Source organism: Corynebacterium sp. CTNIH16 (assembly GCF_032821655.1).
GTDB classification, from domain to species: domain Bacteria; phylum Actinomycetota; class Actinomycetes; order Mycobacteriales; family Mycobacteriaceae; genus Corynebacterium; species Corynebacterium marquesiae.
In genome coordinates this window covers 116,046-134,861 of sequence record NZ_JAVBIG010000001.1, presented here as the reverse complement: position 1 = coordinate 134,861, position 18,816 = coordinate 116,046, and the positions used below count along the sequence as shown (strand labels likewise).

Genomic DNA, 18,816 nt, shown 5'->3' with positions numbered 1-18,816 from the left:
CATGGCTAAAGCAAGTGAGCTAGACATTCAGCTCATTGCCGCAACGCAGTTCCACGCCCCGCAGGGCGTGGAGTGGCGCGTGGATGACTCGGCCTCTGATGGCGAGGCACTTGTCGAGTTTGCAGGACGGGCTTGCTACGAGTCCTTTGATAAGCCAAATCCTCGCACGGCAACTAATGAAGCCTACCTGCACCACATCATGGAGGTAGGCCATACTGCGTTGCTCGAGCATGCCACGGCCACCATGTACATCACAGGGCTGTCGCGGTCGGCGAGCCATGAGCTCGTGCGCCACCGGCACTTTTCCTTCTCGCAGCTCTCCCAGCGCTTTGTCCACCCGGAGGAGACGGAGGTGGTCCTGCCTAAGTTGGTGGCTGAGGACGAGCAACTTAGCCGATTAGTAACGCAAGCGGTAGATGAGACTCGCTTTGTCTACGATGAACTGCTTAGCGCACTAGAAGAGAAGCTGGATGAACCTAACGTGCTCCTGCGCAAGAAGCAGGCCCGTCAGGCGGCGCGTGCCGTGCTGCCAAACGCGACAGAAACGCGCATCGTTGTTACTGGCAACTATCGCGCGTGGCGACACTTTATTGGTGCACGGGCCGCCGAACAGGCCGACGAGGAACTCCGCCACGTTGCGGTGGAGTGCCTGAAACTGCTGCAAAGCAAGGCGCCAGTGCTCTTTGATGATTTCAATATCACCACTCTGGCTGATGGAACCCAGATGGCAGCGAGCCCCTACGCCTAACACGCGCGGGACCCCGATGCGGCTAATTGCAAGCCAAAAGGGTAATCTTGACGGCTATGAGCACAGGTATGACAGCAAAGACTGGCGTCGACACCTTTGGACGCATCGGCGTCGCCATGGTCACCCCGTTTGACCGTGACGGTGCGCTGGACGTTGCAGCAGGTCGTCGCCTAGCAGCTCATCTCGTTGACAATGGCGTTGATTCGCTCATCCTAGGTGGAACCACGGGTGAATCGCCGACCACTTCGGTCGAAGAGAAGCTGGAGCTGCTCAAAGCCGTAAAGGAAGAAGTAGGAGACCGCGCAAAGCTTTGCGCCGGTGCCGGAACGAATGACACCGCAACCTCTATTAAGTTGGCTCAGGCCACCGCGGAAGCGGGTGCAGATAGCCTGCTGGTGGTAACTCCGTACTACTCCAAGCCTTCTCAGAAGGGCGTTTACGAGCACTTTGCCGCAGTCGCGCAAGCCACGGATCTGCCGATCTGTGTCTATGACATCCCTGGCCGCTCGGGCATCCCAGTGGCGCCGGATACCCTCCGCCGCCTTGCGGATTTGCCGACCATCCAAGCCGTAAAGGACGCTAAGGGCGACCTTCCTGCGGCCGCAGAACTCATCCAAGAAACCGGTTTGGCCTGGTATTCCGGTGATGATCCGATTAACCTGCCGTGGCTTTCCCTCGGCGCTTCTGGTTTCATCTCCGTCATCGGCCATGTTGCACCGCGTGCCTTGGTAGAACTTTATGAAGCTTTCGACGCAGGCGATATGGCCCGCGCCCGAGAAATCAATGTCACTACGCTCCTTCCACTAACCCATGCACAAGCTCGGTTGGGCGGAGCGACGTTTGCAAAGGAAGCCCTGCGCCTGCAGGGCATCGAAGTTGGCGATACCCGTCTTCCTGTCACCGCTGCGAGCGAAAAGGAACGCGAGGTACTTCGCCGTGATCTGGAACAATCTGGAGTCCTCTAAGAATGAATGAACCCCGTAACCGTTCCCGCAAGGTGACCCGCAAGGCGGGCCCACCGGCGGAAAACGAAACCGCCTCCAACGAGGCGGCTTCGCCAGTTTTCCAAGCCCCAGCAACTGACGCAGGCAATTCCGCGCAGGATAATTCCGCTAAGGGCGACAAAGATAATTCTGGCAAGAAGAATTCCTCTGACAACAACACTGATGGCGGCAGCAATAACCGTCGCTCCCGTTCCCGTGGCAGCCGCGGCCGTGGCCGTGGTGGCAACGGCAATGGCAATAACCACGGTGGAAACAATAACCACGGCAGCAAGAACGGCAACGGCAACGGAAAGAACGGTAAGGGCCGGGGCCGCAATAACCGTGGCCGCCGCAACGTGCCCAAGTCTATGCAGGGCGCGGATCTGACCAAGCGCCTGCCAGAGCCACCGAAGCAGCCGAAGGATGCCCTGCGCATTTACGCTCTGGGCGGTATCTCGGAGATCGGCCGTAATATGACCGTCTTCGAGTACGGCGACGACCTCATCATCATTGACTGCGGTGTGCTCTTCCCATCCTCTGGTGAGCCAGGCGTGGACCTTATCCTGCCTGACTTCGGCCCCATTGAGAAGAAGATCCACAAGGTCAAGGCCCTCGTCGTTACCCACGCGCACGAGGATCACATTGGTGCAATCCCGTGGCTGCTCAAGCTGCGTCCGGATATCCCCATCGTTGCTTCCCGCTTCACCATCGCGCTCATTGCTGCAAAGTGTAAGGAGCACCGCCAGAAGCCGAAGTTCGTCGAGGTTAATGAAAAGTCTGACGTAACCTACGGTCCGTTCCGCGTGCGCTTCTGGGCAGTCAACCACTCCGTGCCGGATGCTTTGGGTATCATGCTGGGGACCCCAGCCGGCAACATCATCCACACCGGTGACATCAAGCTGGACCAGACCCCGCTGGATAACCGTCCAACGGATCTCCCAGCCCTGTCCCGCTATGGTGACGAGGGTGTTGACCTCATGCTGTGTGATTCCACCAACGCCACGGTCCCTGGTGTATCGGCGTCTGAGGGCGATATTCCCGCCAACTTCAAGCGGCTCGTCGCCGGCGCTAAACAGCGCGTAATCTTGGCGTCCTTCGCCTCCAATGTTTACCGTGTCCAGGCCGCTATCGACGCCGCTGTCGCTAACGGGCGCAAGGTAGCTTTTAACGGCCGATCGATGATGCGCAACATGGAAATTGCGGAGAAGATGGGCTTTTTGAAGGTTCCACGCGGCACTATTATCCCCATCGATGAGGCAGCCAAGATGGCTCCGCATAAGACCATGCTGATTACCACCGGTACTCAGGGTGAGCCCATGGCAGCTCTGTCGCGCATGGCTCGCCGTGAGCACCGCCAGATTACCGTCCGCGATGGCGATACCATCATCTTCTCTTCCTCGCTCATCCCGGGCAACGAGGAGGCCGTCTACGGCGTCATCAACATGCTGTCCCAGATCGGCGCCAACGTCATTACTAACCAAGATGTAAAGGTGCACGCCTCCGGTCACGGTTACGCTGGCGAGCTACTCTTCCTGTACAACGCAGCACGCCCGCGCAACGCGATGCCGGTGCACGGCGAGTGGCGCCACCTGCGCGCCAATAAGGAACTGGCTATCTCCACCGGTGTGGACCGCGACCGTACCGTGCTGGCACAAAACGGCGTCGTCGTGGACCTGCGCAAGGGCCGCGCCGAGGTCGTAGGTCAGATGCAGGTGGGTAACCTATATGTCGACGGCGTATCCATGGGCGATGTGGATGCCGATACCTTGGCTGATCGCACCAACCTGGGTGCCGGCGGCGTGGTGTCTATCACCTGTGTGATTGATAACCGCACCTCGCGCCTGCTGGAGCACCCAACGGTATCTACCACAGGCTTCTCCGATGATGACCGCGGCATTGTGCCGGAGGTTGCGGAGATGGTGGAAAACACCATGAACGATCTCGCCGCGGAGGGTGAGAACGATACCTACCGCATGGTGCAGAAGCTTCGCCGCAAGGTATCCAAGCTTATGGATTCCAAGTACAAGCGCGAGCCGGTTATTCTCCCGACCATCGTGCCGACTAATTCCGGTCCTTTGGTTACCGATGAAGAAGACGTTGACGCTTCTCGGGAGTCCCTGTAAATAGAACGGGTTCCTCGCGCTAAGTAAAAGCAAGCCCCAGCATGCCAGTTAGCTCGGTATGCTGGGGCTTATGTCGTTTTCTTCTGCTGAGCGCGCCAAGATGGTAGCGCTATTTCATAAGCTTGGTCCCGATGCCCCCACCTTGTGTGAGGGCTGGACAACCCGCGACTTAGCGGTACATCTGTGGGTGCGGGAAAATCGCCCCGATGCGGCCGCCGGCATCTTCGTTAAAGCACTGTCTAGCCGTCTTGAAAAGGAATCACGCAAGGTGGCCGAGCGCGACTTTGATGAGTTGGTTGATGACTGGGGGAGGGGACCTGCTTCCTATAACCCCGTCCGGTTCGTGGATGCACAGCAAAACTTTGTGGAGCACTTTGTTCACCACGAAGATATTCGCCGGGCTAACGGCATGGGCCCACGCGACTTTTCGGCACGCATCAAGCAGCAGATGCATAGCTACCTAAAGCCCTTGGCTAAGCTGGCTCTGCGTAAATCTGAACGTCCGGTTATTCTGCAGCCGGAAGGTTTGCCGCGAATCGTGGCCGCCGATACGCATGGCGTGGCGGATAAGGGCGATGCCGTGGTCCGCGTTTCAGGCGAGGTAGGCGAGCTCATCCTCTGGTCCTTCGGGCGTGATGCTGCTGAAGTTAAGGTCGAAGGGGATACCGAGAAGATTGTAAAGTCAATTATCTAAACTTGATTTAAGTGCTTATCCTTAGCTGCGGGCTGTGACTGAGGTGTATGCCGATAGATTGCGGTCTCGGAGTTAAAGAAACGCGTGTGGCTAATGTTATTTATGGGGTGTTCCGGCTAAAGTAGAGGCATGTCTGTCAAAAATGCCTCTTCGCGCGGAACGCGCCGAAAGTCGAATCGTTCACGGCCGTCGGGCCGCAGCCGGTCCGGTGCTGGCATGCCGGAAAACCTGGCTATGACGTCTTCGCATCGGCGCGCGGCGGCGACCTCGCAGGAGCGTACGGGCAGTGCGTTCCGGGCCGTCGGCAAGGGCTTGGGTGTTGCCTTTGGTGCCACGGCTCGCGGCATGGGAAATATGGCGCGGGGCGTAAGCCATGGCGTGGCCGGGCTCAGGCCTAGCGAAGACATATATGACACCGAGGAGTACGAGACGTCGAGGGAGCCGGAAGAAATTTCTGCACGCGGGGAGAAAAAGAAGAAGAACAAGGTTACTCGGGCGCGCGAGGTAGCTGCGGAAGAAGAGCTTTCTACCAAGGAAGTAAGCGAGGAAGAATCACGCGGTATTCAGGTGAAAAATCCTGATGCGGTGGCACTCGTTTTGATCGGCATTGCCATCGTGCTTGCGGCTACCGTCTGGTTTGGCGTTGCCGGCCAGGTAGGCGCCTGGGTGGGCAATATCGTCCGCTATGTCATTGGTGCAGGTGCATGGGTGCTGCCGGTTGCTCTAGTGGCCTTGGCCATTGCCTTGATGATGGACATCTCTGGTCCAGCGGGACACTTTAAGCCGCGCATTGTGGGCGGTATTAGCATTATCGTCCTTGCCATGCTCAGCTTGATCCATATCTTTGCTGGTACCCCTGAGCTCGGCTTTACCCCGGACAGCGCCGGTGGTGCCGGCGGTGTAATCGGCTACGCCATCGGCGGCCTTCTGGAGACGGCCTTCACCTCTTTCGTCGCTGTGCCGTTGCTTTTCCTCGTCATTATCTACGGCGCCCTATTGGTCACCGGCATTACTATCCGCGAGGCCTATGAGTTGGTGGCTGATGCCATTGCTGCGGCCTTTTCCCGCTTTGGCGGCGCGGAGGAAGATTATTACGACGAAGAGGGCGATGACCTCTACGGCCACGTGACTGGCGATATTGATGACATCGCGGAGGGACGCGAGCGCAGCGAGCGCCCAGCACGACCTGTGGCCAAGCGTCGTTCCTCTGAGCGTGGTGGAAGCCTGCGCGCTTTCCGACGCCCCACTGAAGACCCCGCCCCGCGTGGTTCTTCTTATCCGGTGGATTCCCCTGCTGCAGCAGAGGAGGAACATGCCACCCGCGCCTTTAGTGCACCAACCCGAGGCGGGTTCCAGTCCGTGTCTAACGCGGCTGAGAAGCCGGTCTCTCGTGACATCGGTGATACCGATGAGATCCCGGTGGTAGACGACGCCGCTGCGTCGTCGCCGCAACAACCGGCTTCCGGGGACCCGGAACCGACCCGAGTGCTGGGCACTACTCGTCAACGTCCCACTTCTCCTTCCACTCGCTCGGCTACGTCAGCGGGTGCTGATGCTGGCACCGCCGCCGGTACCGCAATTGGCTCGGCCGCTGGTGTGGCTGCGGGCGCCGCGGGTGCTGCGGGAGCTGCAAGTGGCGAAGCAAAGACTGCTGCTGCGGGTGCTGCCGGTGCCGCTGGCGCTGCAGCAGGCGGTGCTGCTGGATCTGCGGTGAAAGGAGGCGCTGATGCGGTCTCGTCCGCGCACGAGAAGGCCCGCCAACTCTTCCGCGATCGCTCCGGACGCGACGCTACGACCGGTGCACAGGTGGACTCCACCGAGCCTGCGGCAGAGGCCGCAGGGGAAACGGGTACTTCTGCAGCTCCCGCTCCGTCCGCGCAGTTTGGCAATGAGAATTACGCGGTTCCTACCACGGACCTGCTGACCCCGGGTACTCCAGCAAAGGAGCGCACGGAGATTAATGACCGCATCATTGAGGCCATCACCGATGTCTTCGAAGAGTTCAAGGTCGATGCCCAGGTAACCGGCTTTAGCCGTGGCCCAACAGTTACCCGTTATGAAATCGAGCTGGGACCAGGCGTCAAGGTATCGAAGATTACGAACCTGCAGTCCAATCTGGCCTACGCCGTGGCCACGGATAATCTACGTTTGCTCACGCCCATCCCCGGCAAGTCGGCCGTCGGCATTGAGGTCCCGAACCCGGACCGCGAGATGGTGCACTTGCGCGAGGTGCTTGATGCGCCGAACATGACCAGCTCACCGGACCCCATGCTCATCGGTTTGGGCAAGGACATCGAAGGCGAATACACCTCGTTCTCGGTACAAAAGATGCCGCATTTGCTGGTCGCCGGTGCTACCGGTTCCGGTAAGTCCGCTTTCGTCAACTCCATGTTGGTTTCGCTGCTAACCCGAGCCACCCCTGAGCAGGTTCGCCTCATCCTGGTGGACCCGAAGATGGTGGAACTTACCCCGTACGAGGGCATTCCGCACTTGATCACGCCCATCATTACCCAGCCGAAGAAGGCTGCAGCAGCCCTGCAGTGGCTGGTGGAGGAGATGGAGCAGCGCTACATGGATATGAAGGCTGCTCGCGTGCGCAAGATTGAGGACTATAACCGCAAGGTGGTCTCCGGCGAATACCAGGCACCGGCAGGCTCCGAGCGTGAGGTACGCCCGTACCCGTACATCGTCTGTGTCGTTGACGAGCTGGCGGACCTGATGATGACTGCGCCAAAGGAGATTGAGGACTCCATCGTCCGCATCACCCAGAAGGCGCGTGCCGCAGGAATTCACCTGGTGCTGGCAACCCAGCGCCCGTCCGTTGACGTGGTGACCGGTCTGATTAAGACAAACGTGCCTTCACGCTTGGCCTTTGCGACGTCCTCCCTGACGGACTCTCGCGTTATCTTGGACCAGGGTGGCGCGGAAAAGCTCATTGGTATGGGCGATGGCCTCTTCATTCCGCAGGGCAAGCGTCCTGTGCGTATGCAGGGAGCATTCGTCTCGGATGATGAAGTCATGGCGGTTGTCGATGCCGCCAAGTCGCAAGCCGCGCCGAACTACACCGAGGGCGTAACTGAAGAGAAACAATCCGAGGCCAAGCAGGAAATCGATGAGGAAATTGGCAAGGACATGGACGACCTCCTCGAAGCCGTCGAGCTGGTGGTCACCGCCCAGTTGGGCTCGACCTCGATGCTCCAGCGCAAGCTCCGTATCGGCTTTGCCAAGGCCGGTCGCCTCATGGACCTCATGGAATCCCGCGGCGTCGTCGGTCCATCAGAAGGCTCCAAGGCCCGTGAGGTACTGGTAAAGCCAGAAGAGCTGGATACGATCATTTGGATGATCAAGGGCGCTGATCCTGCCGAGGCGCCGAAGGAAATTCAGGAGGAGATGCAACAGCAGGAGCAGGATGATGCCGCCGCTACTTCCGATGCCGACTCTTCTCCAAGCTCCGATTCCTCTCCGCAGGGCGATGCCGAGGACACCCGTACCGTCCAGGCAACGTATAACCCTTCGACAGGTGCCTTCTAAGATCGTGTAGAGTTGGACGGGTCTTGGAGGGGAGTACCCCATCCTTCGGCATTGATCGTCAGCACGGAAGCGTTACGCTCCCGGTCGTGCCGGCCCGGCTGCAGCTATCTAGCCGGGCGGGGGAGACCTCCGGTCACTTTGTTGTATCTTCGACCGGAGGGATGTACCAATGCATGTGCCATTGTGGATCTGGGCGATTTCCATCGTCGTCATTCTTGGATTCTTTGTTTTTGATTTCTACTCCCACGTGCGCACCCCGCACGAGCCGACGCTGAAGGAATCCGGGTTCTGGACCCTATTCTATGTCGGCCTCGCTTTACTTTTTGGTGCCGGCGTGTGGGCCATATGGGACCACGAGCACGGCATCCAATACCTCACGGGTTACGTGACAGAGAAAGCGCTATCCGTAGATAACCTCTTTGTTTTCGCGCTTATCATGGGCGCCTTCAAGATCCCGCGTAAGTACCAGCAAAAGGTATTGCTCATCGGTATCGTTATTGCCTTGGCATGCCGCCTGGTGTTTATCCTTTTGGGTGCTGCGGTCATCGCGGCATGGTCCGATATCTTCTACCTGTTCGCGATATTTCTCATCTACACAGCGATCAAGCTCATCGTCGATGAGATTCGGGATGCCCCCGAAACCGATCCCAATGACATGGCCATCATCAAGCTGATCCGCAAGGTAGTCCACGTCACACCGCGCTACCACGGCGATAGGCTCACGCACCGCGTGGAAGATTCCTCGGGCAAGCGGAAATTTGCGTTCACCCCGCTATTTATTGCGTTGGTGTCCATTGGCCTTATCGACGTGATGTTTGCCTTCGACTCCATCCCAGCCATTTACGGCATTACCTCAGAAGCGTTCTTGGTCTTTACCACGAATGCTTTCTCCCTCATGGGATTGCGCCAGATGTACTTCCTGCTGGATGGCCTACTGGATCGTTTGGTGTACCTGCCCTATGGTTTGGGCATCATCTTGGGCTTCATCGGTGTAAAGCTCATGTTCCATGCGTTGCATGAGAATAACTTGCCGTTCGTAAACGGCGGCGAGAACGTGGAGTCGATCCCAGAATTTTCCACCATCACCTCACTTATCGTGATCGTGGGTGTCTTGGTTATTACGGTTATCGCCTCGATTATTAAAAATAAACGCGATGAGAACCAAGGCGGAGTGCCGGTATCGCACAATCACTTCGATTGGGACGAGGAAGGCAATAAGATCGTCCGGAACAAGAGGGGCGAGTTCTTGGGCAAGGCCAAAGACCTGCCCAAGGAAGAGCTACCACACTAGAAGCGGGCGTTTACGGGATTCCATTCGCGGAAGCTGCGGCCGGTGATGCAGCCGGCCTGGTAGAAGGGGTCTTTGTCCATGAGGGCGATGGCGTCGGCGACCACGGCGTCGTCGGCAAGCCCCACGATGACGAGTGCGCCGCCCTTGGAATCCGTCAAGGGGCCTGTGGCAATGATGGTGCCCTCCTCAAAAAGTTGCGCGGTAAACTCGCGGTGCGCGGGGCGAGCCTTAGCAATCTCAGGATTATTGGGGTTGTAGTCGTAGCTAACAGCAAAATACTTCATGCTTCGCATTTTAAAATGCAGGGGCATCCAAGCGCAGGTGCTTGGTGCTAACAGGTAGTATGTATAACGTGAATCAACCCGGAACACAGTCAGCGCAATCCTCGGATGTGAATCCACAGGTATCCAATTGGAACCTGCCAAATATTCTCACCAGCCTGCGCATTCTTTTCATTCCGGTTTTCGCATGGCTAGTTATTGCCGGCCATGAATGGTGGGCTTTTGGCCTATTCGCCGCCTTAATGCTCACAGATAAGCTCGACGGGGACATCGCACGTGCCCGTGGCCTTATCACCAATTTTGGCAAGATTGCTGATCCCATCGCGGATAAAGCGCTTATGACTACCGCACTGGTATGCCTCAACATCATCGGGGTGCTGCCAGTGTGGATTACCGTGGTCATTCTCATCCGTGAGTTCGGTATCACCATCTGGCGTATGGTCTTGTTGCGCCGCGGCAAGGTGGTACCTGCTTCGAAGGGCGGCAAGCTGAAGACTGTATTACAATCCTTGGCAGTCGGGCTGTATCTGTGGCCGTTGCCGGAGTGGATGAACGTACCTACCTTCCTAGTGATGCTCTTGGCCGCAGTGGTGACCGTCGTTACCGGCGTCCAATACCTCATCGACGGCAAGAAGCAGAATAGCTAGGTAGTTAATGAGCACCATGGCGGCCCGCCTCGTATCCGAGCTCACCGAGCGCGGCGAGACTTTGTCCTTTTGTGAGTCACTTACTGCTGGGTTGGCCAGCGCCACGGTGGCTTCTGTCCCTGGAGCCTCGGCTGTATTGCGCGGAGGGCTTATAACATATGCCACCGAGGTGAAATCCCACTTTTTGCACCAACCGGTAGCCGATATCGAAGCAGCCGGAGTGGTTTCTGGGGAGACCGCCCTTGCTATGGCCCGCGCGGCAGTGGCAGAAACCGCTGCGGACTGGGGGATAGGCCTTACCGGAGTGGCAGGACCAGACCTACAAGAAGGCAAGCCGGCGGGCACCGTATATATCGGCATCTATTCTCCTGGCAGAGTCGCTTTCTCCCAGCTGCTATCCGGATTGGGCAAGGAGCGCAACGAAATTAGAGAGGCCACGGTCGCAGCCGCCTTGCGTCTATTGCGCGCAACTGTGGAAGAAAATCCGGCACTGCGGGAACAATAGCGAGACAAGGAGCGTTGACCATAGTGATGAACACTTCCACTGCAGTCCTCGAACACTCGGTAAACAGCGCTACTGCACCAGCGGCGCCCGCCACTGCTCGTACCCCTGAGCCGCTTTTGCGTGAGGCTCTTGGGTTGACGCTGCGCGCCTTCCGCGCGGACAAAGGAGTGACCCTACGCGAATTGGCCGGAGTGGCCCGCGTATCGCCGGGTTACCTTTCAGAGCTCGAACGCGGTCGCAAGGAGGTCTCCTCTGAGCTCCTTGCGTCTGTGTGCCACGCGCTAGATTGCTCGGTCTCTGACGTATTGATTGAAGCAGCCGGTTACATGGCCCTGCCCTCCATGGATGAGGAGCTAGCCCATACGGCACCTGCCGCATCAGAGCTTTAGCCCACAGCGGTATACGCCAACAGCCGGCCTATTCTCTCGCGAGGAGGGTCGGCTGTGGTGGTTAAGGGGGGCGTCGGCAAGCGCCCGCGACCGCGGGGAGTGCAAGCGGTGGAAACAGCGCTTCGCTAGTATAAACAGCAGAACATTACGCACATTTTTAACCTAGAAAGGTTGAAGCACACCATGGCGAACCCATTTGTTAAGGGCTGGAAGTACCTGATGGCACTCTTCGATAATAAGATCGAGGAAAACGCCGATCCGAAAGTGCAGATCGAGCAGGCTATCGAGGATGCTCAGCGCCAGCATCAGGAGCTGTCTCAGCAGGCGGCCGCCGTGATTGGTAACCAGCGGCAGCTGGAAATGCAGCTTAACCGCCGTTTGGCAGAGGTAGAAAAGCTGCAGGGCAATGCTCGCCAGGCTCTGGAATTGGCTGATCAGGCCCGTGCCAAGGGCGATGAGAATAAGGCCGTGGAGTACGAGAACGCAGCAGAGGCCTTCGCCGCCCAGCTGGTTACGGCTGAGGAGTCCGTGGAGGATACCAAGAAGCTGCACGACCAGGCGCTGCAGCAGGCAGAAAAGGCCAAGAATGCAGTTCAGCGTAACAACGCCGCGCTGCGCGAAAAGGTCAATGAGCGCTCCAAGCTGCTTTCCCAGCTGGAGCAGGCAAAGATGCAGGAAAAGGTCTCTGAGTCTTTGAACTCTATGAACGAGCTGACTGCCAATGGCAATACGCCGTCTCTGGATGCTGTGCGCGATAAGATTGAGCGCCGTTACTCCAAGGCGCTCGGCCAGGCTGAGCTTGCCGAGAACTCCGTGGAAAACCGCATGGCCGAGGTTCAGCAGGCAGGCGTGCAGATGGCCGGTCATTCCCGTTTGGAGCAGATTCGCAGTGAAATGAACTCTTCTAAGTCCGTGGAAGGCAATAAGGCTCAGGCCATTGAGGGCAATAAAGCTTCTGGCTCTGCTGCCGACAACGCTGCCCAGCCAGGCAGTGCCAACAACGATGCTGTACAGGCCCGTCTGCGTGAGTTGCGTGGGGAGTAAAACCCCCGACTGTCTTTTAAAAAATTATCGCCTCCCTTGGTCATCATTTGGTGGTGCAAGGGAGGCGATAACTTATGCTGCTAGTCGCCGACGCCGCGGGCCTGCAACGCTTCCCCCATCGCGCGCGCTCGCCGGATGGAGCGAATAATAACGGGGGTGCCAAATGCCAGCGGGGACATCCCGGCACCGCGCGCTTTGCGGGCATCTAGGACTTCATAGACGGTTTCAAACATCAGCGGGATGAGCCGAATAGTCAGTGACATAGCCAAGCTGATGTTTTCTACCGGTATTCCTAGTCGCTTTAGGGGCTGCAGCGACTCTTCCAGTGACTCCATGATTTCATCTACCGTGGAGGTCAGCGTGAGCAAGAAGGCAGCCATCATAGCGGCGAAGACATTGAGGAACATCACCGCCGCATAGTCGAAGTCCTTTGCCCACCATTGAAAGCCTGCCAAGGGGACTAGGAAAAAGAGAGGCGGCCAGATTTGACTCCACGCAATGCCCAGTGGAATCCGGGCGCAAGCATAGAGAAAGATGACGAGAATGACGCCGCCTGCTGCCCACGGAATGGACTTGAAAAAGATGCTGGTGACCAGGATAAAGACTAAGAGGAATGCGATCTTCCAACTAGGTTTGATGCGATGAACAAAACTGGTGCCATCAACATAGACGGAAAGTGGGAGATTCGTGCGTCGTTGCATGACAATTCTCCCTACAGCGGCCGCTGGGCCATGAGGTCTTGGTAAAAATCTATGACCTCCGCCGGCCGGCCATCCGCGGCGATGCGGTGGTCATCGATGCAAATGACCCGATCAAAATCGCGCAGAAAGTCCAGATCGTGCGTCACCACAATTAGTTGCTGTTCCAATCGCGCGAATTCTCTTTTGATTCGATCGCGGTTGCGCAGATCCAGCAGGGTAGTGGGCTCATCAGCGATGATGAGAATCGGGTCGATGACCATGACCGCTGCCAGCGCGAGGAGCTGCTTTTGTCCGCCGGAGAGCGTATGCGGTGAGCGCTCAGCAAATTCGGCGAGTCCGAAGCGCTCGAGGGCAGCATCCACGCGGGCGAGGCGCTCGTGTTTGGGCAGCTTAAAGCGGCGGAGCGAAAAGGCGACGTCATCGCGCACATTGGGCATGACAATCTGGTTTTCGGCATCCGAAAAGACAAACCCCACCTTTTCGCGCACCTTTTTGCCCTGCTTGGCGACGTCCATCTGGTCCACCGTCACCGTACCCTCACTAGGCTCGCCCAACCCATTAATGAGCCTGGTCAAGGTGGATTTCCCGCCACCATTCTGGCCGATGATGCCAATGCGTTGTTCGGTGAGGGTGAGGTTGATGTCCTCGAGCACCACGGTGTCATCAAAAGCCACCGAGACCGAGGTAAATTCGATCGTGGGCACTAGGCGGCCTTTCGTCCCATCAGATCGGGGAAGGCCGAGTGAACACCGAGAGCGATGATGACGGCAACGACAAGCTTTCCAGCATCGACAGGGATGAAGGGCAATTGGGCTGCGAAGGCTGGACCAATTTCCAAGCCAGAGCGGATCATGAGACCAAAGGCGCCGCAGATGTATTGGACGGCAAGGCCGACAATCGCAGCAATGGCAAGTATGACCGCCATGCCACCCTTGTTCTTAGGGGAGCGGTAGGCAATTGCACCTGCAACCGCTGGCGAGAGAACATAGCCGATGATGTAACCCGCGGTTGGGCCTGCCAAGGCACGCAGCGTGGTACCGCCACCTGCTAAAACTGGGAGGGCAAGGCCCAGGAACAAAAAGAGGAGTCCCACGTAACCGCCGCGCTTGCTACCCAAAATAAGGCCGGCGAGGATCAGCGCTGCGTTTTGCAACACGATGGGCACGCCGGCCGAACCGATGGGGATGGACACGAAGGCAAGGACGATGACGAGAGCAGTAAACACGGCAACATAGGCAATGGTGGTTGCCAGAGAGTTCTTTTTCATGTTCAAGAGGTTAGCACTGCATGAAAACTGCAGACAATTGAGGGTTTTGAACGGTGTTCATCTGACGCTGATAATTGTGAGGTAGGGCCATTGCGGCGGGCTCCCAATCGACGCTTTCTGGACCGCTGGCGCCCGTGCTTTAGTGCTGAGTAGGATGGCGCGCATGCGATTGACTGAGTATCACCAGCTCATTGTGGACGAATTCGGCGAGTCTAAGGGAAAGTGGATTAGCCACTCCCAGGTCTTGCCCGACCTCGGGGCAACGCCCGATGAGCTTATCGAACGCGGCGTCGATCCGCGTCGCGTCTGGCTGAGCCTGTGCGATGACTTTGATGTACCGAAGGAGCGCAGGTTGGGAGTCGATTACCCTACTTTATAGCGCTGTCGAATTTGACGGACTGGCGTGTCCACTTTCAAAATTCGAACAGATGTATGTAATATGGCGGAGGTGTCGATGCAGTCGTCTACAGTGGGATGGCGTTGACGGAGGGAACCGTTTGAGTTCCACGGCAGTCTAATAATGCGTTAGTACATCGTCGTTAAAGATAAGGATGAAAGTTAATGGCAACCAAAAAGAAGTCTTCTTCTGCCGCCTCTAAGGGAGATGACCGCCAAAAGGCCCTCGATGCCGCAATGGCCATGATTGAGAAGGATTACGGCAAAGGCGCTGTGATGCGCCTGGGTGATGACAACCGCCCACCGATTAAGGCCATTTCTTCCGGTAATACCGCAATCGATGTTGCTCTGGGTATTGGTGGTTTCCCGCGCGGGCGCATCGTAGAAATCTATGGCCCGGAGTCTTCTGGTAAGACCACTGTTGCGCTGCACGCCATTGCATCTGCACAAAAGGACGGCGGCATTGCCGCGTTTATTGACGCCGAGCACGCGCTCGACCCGCAGTATGCTCGCCTGCTTGGCGTGGATACCGATAACCTTTTGGTTTCCCAGCCAGATACCGGCGAACAGGCCTTGGAGATCGCCGATATGCTGGTACGCTCTGGCGCAATTGACATCATTGTCGTTGACTCTGTGGCTGCCCTTACCCCGAAGGCGGAAATTGAAGGTGAGATGGGCGATAGTCACGTCGGTCTCCAAGCCCGCCTGATGTCGCAGGCGCTGCGCAAGATGACCGGTGCCCTGTACAACTCCGGTACCACCGCTATCTTCATTAACCAGCTGCGCGAAAAGATTGGCGTGATGTTCGGCTCGCCAGAGACCACCACCGGTGGTAAAGCGCTCAAGTTCTACTCTTCCGTGCGCTGCGATATCCGCCGCATCCAGACCTTAAAAGATGGCCAGGACGCCATCGGTAACCGCACCAAGCTCAAGGTAGTAAAAAACAAGGTCTCGCCACCATTTAAGATTGCCGAGTTCGACATCATGTATGGCGAAGGCATCTCTCGCGAGTCGTCCATCATTGACCTTGGCGTCGAAAACGGCTTCATTCGCAAGTCCGGCTCTTGGTTTACCTACGAAGGCGACCAGCTGGGCCAGGGTAAGGAGAAGGCGCGTAATTTCCTGAAGGATAACCCGGATCTAGCCAATGAAATCGAGCAGAAGATTTTCCAGAAGCTCGGTATCGGCGAGGCCGCGGCCGAAGGCGAGGAGGGTGCCGCGATGGACGTTCCTGGTGCCGATGACCCATTAACCGATGAGTCCGTTGATCTCGTTCCAAACGTCGATTTTGATGACGACTAGAATCGTCTAACCCCGTACCCACACACTCCGCGTACCATTTGAATCTGCATCATGAATCAGCCCGCCCCCGAAAAGCTCGCCCAACTCCGTCAGGCCCTCGAGGCCTATGAGAATGGAGCAGCTGGGGGCGGGCTTTTTGATCGAGAGGCAGAGGAAGCCAAGGCCAAGGTCCGCTCTCGGGCACTGGGCCTTTTGGATCAGCGTTCTAGGTCCCGGAAAGAGCTCTATGATCGTCTAGTAAAGGTCGAGTTTGAGCCAGATGTCGTTGAGGACGTGCTAGATGATTTAGCCCACGCGGGGCTGGTGAATGACGCAGCCTTTGCACACGAGTGGGTGCGCCAACGGCATAAGCGGCGCGGCAAGTCCAGCTCGGTTCTCAACAGGGAACTGCGGGAAAAGGGCGTGAGCGAGGCCGACCGTGCTGAGGCCCTCGAGCAAATTGACCCTGCCGATGAACAAGCCATGGCGCAGGCCCTTGCGGAAAAGAAGGCTCGCTCCATTAAGACCGTCCCGCCGGATCGCAAGGAGCGCGACAAGGCCCTACGCCGCATCGTGGGTGTGCTGGCACGCCGCGGCTTCAATGAAGGAATGTCATTGCAGATCGCAATCGCAGCGCTTGACGCGCGGTGCGCGGAACTGCGCGCAGAGGACTGATACGGCCAAGGCAGGGTAGCGCCGGAGTGAACAAGTCCGACAGTTATGAGATGCCTAGCTTCATGGCTAAACTATGCCGACGTGGAGCAGACAATCGCAGATAACCGTACTTATGAAGTCCGAACTTTCGGCTGCCAGATGAATGTGCACGATTCAGAGCGCATCTCTGGCCTCTTGGAGGAGGCCGGCTACGCGGCCGCCGGCGAAGGTGTGGAGCCAGATCTCATCGTCTTCAATACCTGCGCCGTGCGCGAAAATGCCGATAAACGGCTCTACGGCACCTTGGGTGCCTTGAAGAAGACAAAGGAAAATCATCCCGGCATGCAAATTGCCGTGGGTGGTTGCTTGGCGCAGAAAGACAAGGACACCGTCCTAGATAATGCCCCGTGGGTTGATGCTGTCTTTGGCACCCACAATATGGCGGCCCTGCCGACGCTGCTAGAGCGCGCCCGGCACAACGACGAAGCACAGGTGGAAATCGTTGATTCCCTCGAGGCCTTCCCGTCGGTCTTGCCAGCCAAGCGTGAGTCTGCCTATGCCGGCTGGGTTTCTGTTTCCGTAGGTTGCAATAACACCTGCACGTTCTGCATCGTTCCTTCCCTGCGCGGCAAGGAAGAGGACCGCCGGCCCGGCGATATCTTGGCCGAGGTCAAAGCCCTAGTAGATCAGGGCGTATCCGAGGTCACCTTGCTGGGGCAAAACGTCAATGCTTATGGCGTCAATTTCGCCGATCCCGAGATGCCGCGCGACCGTTTCGCCTTTTCTAAGCTTTTGCGCGAGGTAGGCAAGATCGAAGGCCTTGAACGCCTACGTTTTACCTCCCCGCACCCAGCGGAGTTTACTTCCGACGTCATCGATGCCATGGCCGAGACCCCGGCCGTGTGCCCGCAGTTGCATATGCCGCTGCAGTCTGGCTCCGACAAGGTCCTTAAGGACATGCGCCGTTCCTACCGCACGAAGAAGTTCCTGCGGATTTTGGACGAGGTACGGGATAAGATTCCGCACGCCGCAATCACGACCGATATCATCGTGGGCTTCCCAGGCGAGACCGAGGAAGACTTCCAAGACACCATGGAGCTTGTGCGCCGCGCTCGCTTTGCCTCGGCCTTTACCTTCCAGTATTCGCCGCGTCCGGGAACCCCGGCTGCGGAAATGGAGGACCAGATTCCCAAGGAGGTCGTCCAGGATCGTTTCGAGCGTCTCGTTGCCCTGCAAGATAGCATCCAGGCCGAGGAAAACAAGAAGCTCATCGGCACCGATGTGGAGCTTTTGGTGCAGGCCGAAGGCGGCCGCAAGAACGATGAAACCCACCGCATGACCGGCCGCGCCCGCGATGGCCGCCTAGTGCATTTCACCCCGGTTGACTCTGACGGCACGGATATTTCGGCGGAGATTCGCCCGGGCGATGTGGTGCATACCCAGGTCACCGGTGCGGGCTCCTTCTTCTTGCTTGCCGACGCCGCCGTGACCTCCCACACCCGCACCAAGGCCGGCGACATGTCTGCTGCCGGCGAAACGCCTACCACCGCACCCATCGGCGTCGGTCTGGGATTGCCGTCGATTGGCAAGCCCGCGGTGGCCGAGTCCGGCGATTCCTGCGGTTGCTAGCAGGGGAGTAGGCTAGGGAGCCATGACTGAGGAACATACGACCACCGCAGCCCACAATGCAGCTAACGCTGAGCGGAGAGCAGCACAAACAATGGACCTCGGCGGTCACAAGGTGACGCTGTGTATTGCAGTGGTGGCCTATATCCTCTACCTGATATTGCCCTACGCCGGTCCGGCCCATGGTTGGGAGGCACTGACCTTCGGCACCACATCTAGTGGCGTGAGGATTTCCATCATGGAAACCGTCTCCGCGTGGCTCGCGCTCATTGGGTTGGGCGTTCTTACTCCGGTGACGCTGTTTACCCGCCGCGCTACGCCGGGACTCATCGCGTGGATGTTGGTGACGGTGTCCTTCTTCGCCAACCTATGGGGTTTCTGGTTCCGTGGTTCTACCGCCGACGGGGCGTCGTTGGGAATGTGGGTAGGAATGCTGGCTACCTTCCTAGCATTTCTGGCCTATAGCACGGTGGCGCTGCGCCGCAGCCCAGAGCAGAAGGCCGCCGAAGCCCGCGTGCGCGCCACCGCCGGACAGCTCGATGAGGTGGGCGAATTTCAATCCAGGATAGACGCGGCACCGCAGCGGGAGCCACTGGTGGACAATCGCCGCAAGCAAGCCGCCGAACGCCACCGCGCCCAGCGCGGCGAGCAGTAG

The 18,816-nt window shown here is 58.0% G+C and carries 19 protein-coding genes; 15 read left to right on the top strand and 4 right to left on the bottom strand.

Features of this window, described 5'->3' with window-relative positions; genetic code table 11:
* The first annotated feature begins 1 nt into the window (after nt 1).
* The 6 genes from thyX to RAE04_RS00630 all read left to right on the top strand — a co-directional run bounded on the left by thyX (nt 2) and on the right by RAE04_RS00630 (nt 9,370).
* Nucleotides 2–748 (top strand): FAD-dependent thymidylate synthase, encoded by a 747-nt coding sequence (gene thyX, locus RAE04_RS00655; protein ID WP_317026076.1) that lies wholly within the window; start codon nt 2–4, stop codon nt 746–748.
* Nucleotides 749–804: 56 nt separating this feature from the next.
* Nucleotides 805–1,713, top strand: a complete 909-nt coding sequence (gene dapA / locus RAE04_RS00650) for a 4-hydroxy-tetrahydrodipicolinate synthase (RefSeq protein WP_198493214.1) — start codon at nt 805–807, stop codon at nt 1,711–1,713.
* A gap of 2 nt (nt 1,714–1,715) precedes the next feature.
* Nucleotides 1,716–3,854, top strand: a complete 2,139-nt coding sequence (locus RAE04_RS00645; RefSeq protein ID WP_317026075.1) for a ribonuclease J — start codon at nt 1,716–1,718, stop codon at nt 3,852–3,854.
* A 58-nt stretch (nt 3,855–3,912) separates the two neighbouring features.
* Nucleotides 3,913–4,548 carry a TIGR03085 family metal-binding protein gene (locus RAE04_RS00640; protein ID WP_317026074.1) on the top strand — a complete coding sequence of 212 codons (636 nt, stop codon included), beginning with the start codon at nt 3,913–3,915 and terminating at the stop codon, nt 4,546–4,548.
* A gap of 216 nt (nt 4,549–4,764) precedes the next feature.
* A complete protein-coding gene (locus RAE04_RS00635) occupies nt 4,765–8,079 on the top strand; it encodes an FtsK/SpoIIIE family DNA translocase (protein ID WP_317026263.1) in 3,315 nt (1,104 codons plus the stop codon).
* 169 nt (nt 8,080–8,248) lie between these two features.
* Nucleotides 8,249–9,370: a TerC family protein gene (locus RAE04_RS00630; RefSeq protein WP_317026073.1), complete on the top strand. Its 1,122-nt coding sequence runs from the start codon at nt 8,249–8,251 to the stop codon at nt 9,368–9,370.
* Here RAE04_RS00630 and RAE04_RS00625 read toward each other — a convergent pair.
* Nucleotides 9,367–9,654, bottom strand: coding sequence for a YciI family protein (locus RAE04_RS00625; RefSeq protein WP_317026072.1), 288 nt, complete (start codon nt 9,652–9,654; stop codon nt 9,367–9,369). The genes RAE04_RS00630 and RAE04_RS00625 overlap by 4 nt on opposite strands.
* Nucleotides 9,655–9,713: 59 nt before the next feature.
* On the opposite strand from RAE04_RS00625, the gene pgsA reads away from it, so the two are divergent.
* From pgsA to RAE04_RS00605, 4 genes are all read left to right on the top strand, one after another.
* Nucleotides 9,714–10,298, top strand: coding sequence for a CDP-diacylglycerol--glycerol-3-phosphate 3-phosphatidyltransferase (gene pgsA, locus RAE04_RS00620; protein WP_005325132.1), 585 nt, complete (start codon nt 9,714–9,716; stop codon nt 10,296–10,298).
* Between the two features lie 7 nt (nt 10,299–10,305).
* Nucleotides 10,306–10,803, top strand: coding sequence for a CinA family protein (locus RAE04_RS00615; protein ID WP_049377431.1), 498 nt, complete (start codon nt 10,306–10,308; stop codon nt 10,801–10,803).
* Nucleotides 10,804–10,829: 26 nt separating this feature from the next.
* Nucleotides 10,830–11,192, top strand: coding sequence for a helix-turn-helix domain-containing protein (locus tag RAE04_RS00610; RefSeq protein WP_049377430.1), 363 nt, complete (start codon nt 10,830–10,832; stop codon nt 11,190–11,192).
* Nucleotides 11,193–11,375: 183 nt separating this feature from the next.
* Nucleotides 11,376–12,236, top strand: coding sequence for a PspA/IM30 family protein (locus tag RAE04_RS00605; protein WP_049377429.1), 861 nt, complete (start codon nt 11,376–11,378; stop codon nt 12,234–12,236).
* Nucleotides 12,237–12,316: 80 nt separating this feature from the next.
* On the opposite strand, the gene RAE04_RS00600 is transcribed toward RAE04_RS00605, so the two are convergent.
* From RAE04_RS00600 to RAE04_RS00590, 3 genes are read right to left on the bottom strand one after another with little or no spacing between them, the layout of a single operon-like run.
* On the bottom strand, nt 12,317–12,937 hold the full coding sequence (locus RAE04_RS00600) for an energy-coupling factor transporter transmembrane protein EcfT (protein WP_317026071.1): 621 nt from the start codon (nt 12,935–12,937) through the stop codon (nt 12,317–12,319).
* 11 nt (nt 12,938–12,948) lie between these two features.
* Nucleotides 12,949–13,641, bottom strand: coding sequence for an energy-coupling factor ABC transporter ATP-binding protein (locus RAE04_RS00595; protein WP_284811169.1), 693 nt, complete (start codon nt 13,639–13,641; stop codon nt 12,949–12,951).
* A complete protein-coding gene (locus RAE04_RS00590) occupies nt 13,641–14,204 on the bottom strand; it encodes a biotin transporter BioY (RefSeq protein WP_023021360.1) in 564 nt (187 codons plus the stop codon). The genes RAE04_RS00595 and RAE04_RS00590 overlap by 1 nt, the downstream gene beginning before the upstream one ends.
* Nucleotides 14,205–14,367: 163 nt before the next feature.
* Between RAE04_RS00590 and RAE04_RS00585 the strand changes: the two genes are divergently transcribed.
* The 5 genes from RAE04_RS00585 to RAE04_RS00565 all read left to right on the top strand — a co-directional run bounded on the left by RAE04_RS00585 (nt 14,368) and on the right by RAE04_RS00565 (nt 18,816).
* Nucleotides 14,368–14,583, top strand: coding sequence for a DUF3046 domain-containing protein (locus tag RAE04_RS00585; protein ID WP_317026070.1), 216 nt, complete (start codon nt 14,368–14,370; stop codon nt 14,581–14,583).
* Nucleotides 14,584–14,765: 182 nt separating this feature from the next.
* Entirely contained in the window at nt 14,766–15,902 is a 1,137-nt protein-coding gene (gene recA, locus RAE04_RS00580; RefSeq protein ID WP_005328639.1) for a recombinase RecA, read from the top strand.
* A gap of 51 nt (nt 15,903–15,953) precedes the next feature.
* Entirely contained in the window at nt 15,954–16,556 is a 603-nt protein-coding gene (gene recX / locus RAE04_RS00575; RefSeq protein ID WP_284786960.1) for a recombination regulator RecX, read from the top strand.
* 45 nt (nt 16,557–16,601) lie between these two features.
* Nucleotides 16,602–18,164, top strand: coding sequence for a tRNA (N6-isopentenyl adenosine(37)-C2)-methylthiotransferase MiaB (gene miaB, locus RAE04_RS00570; RefSeq protein WP_317026069.1), 1,563 nt, complete (start codon nt 16,602–16,604; stop codon nt 18,162–18,164).
* Nucleotides 18,165–18,186: 22 nt separating this feature from the next.
* Entirely contained in the window at nt 18,187–18,816 is a 630-nt protein-coding gene (locus tag RAE04_RS00565; RefSeq protein ID WP_317026068.1) for a hypothetical protein, read from the top strand.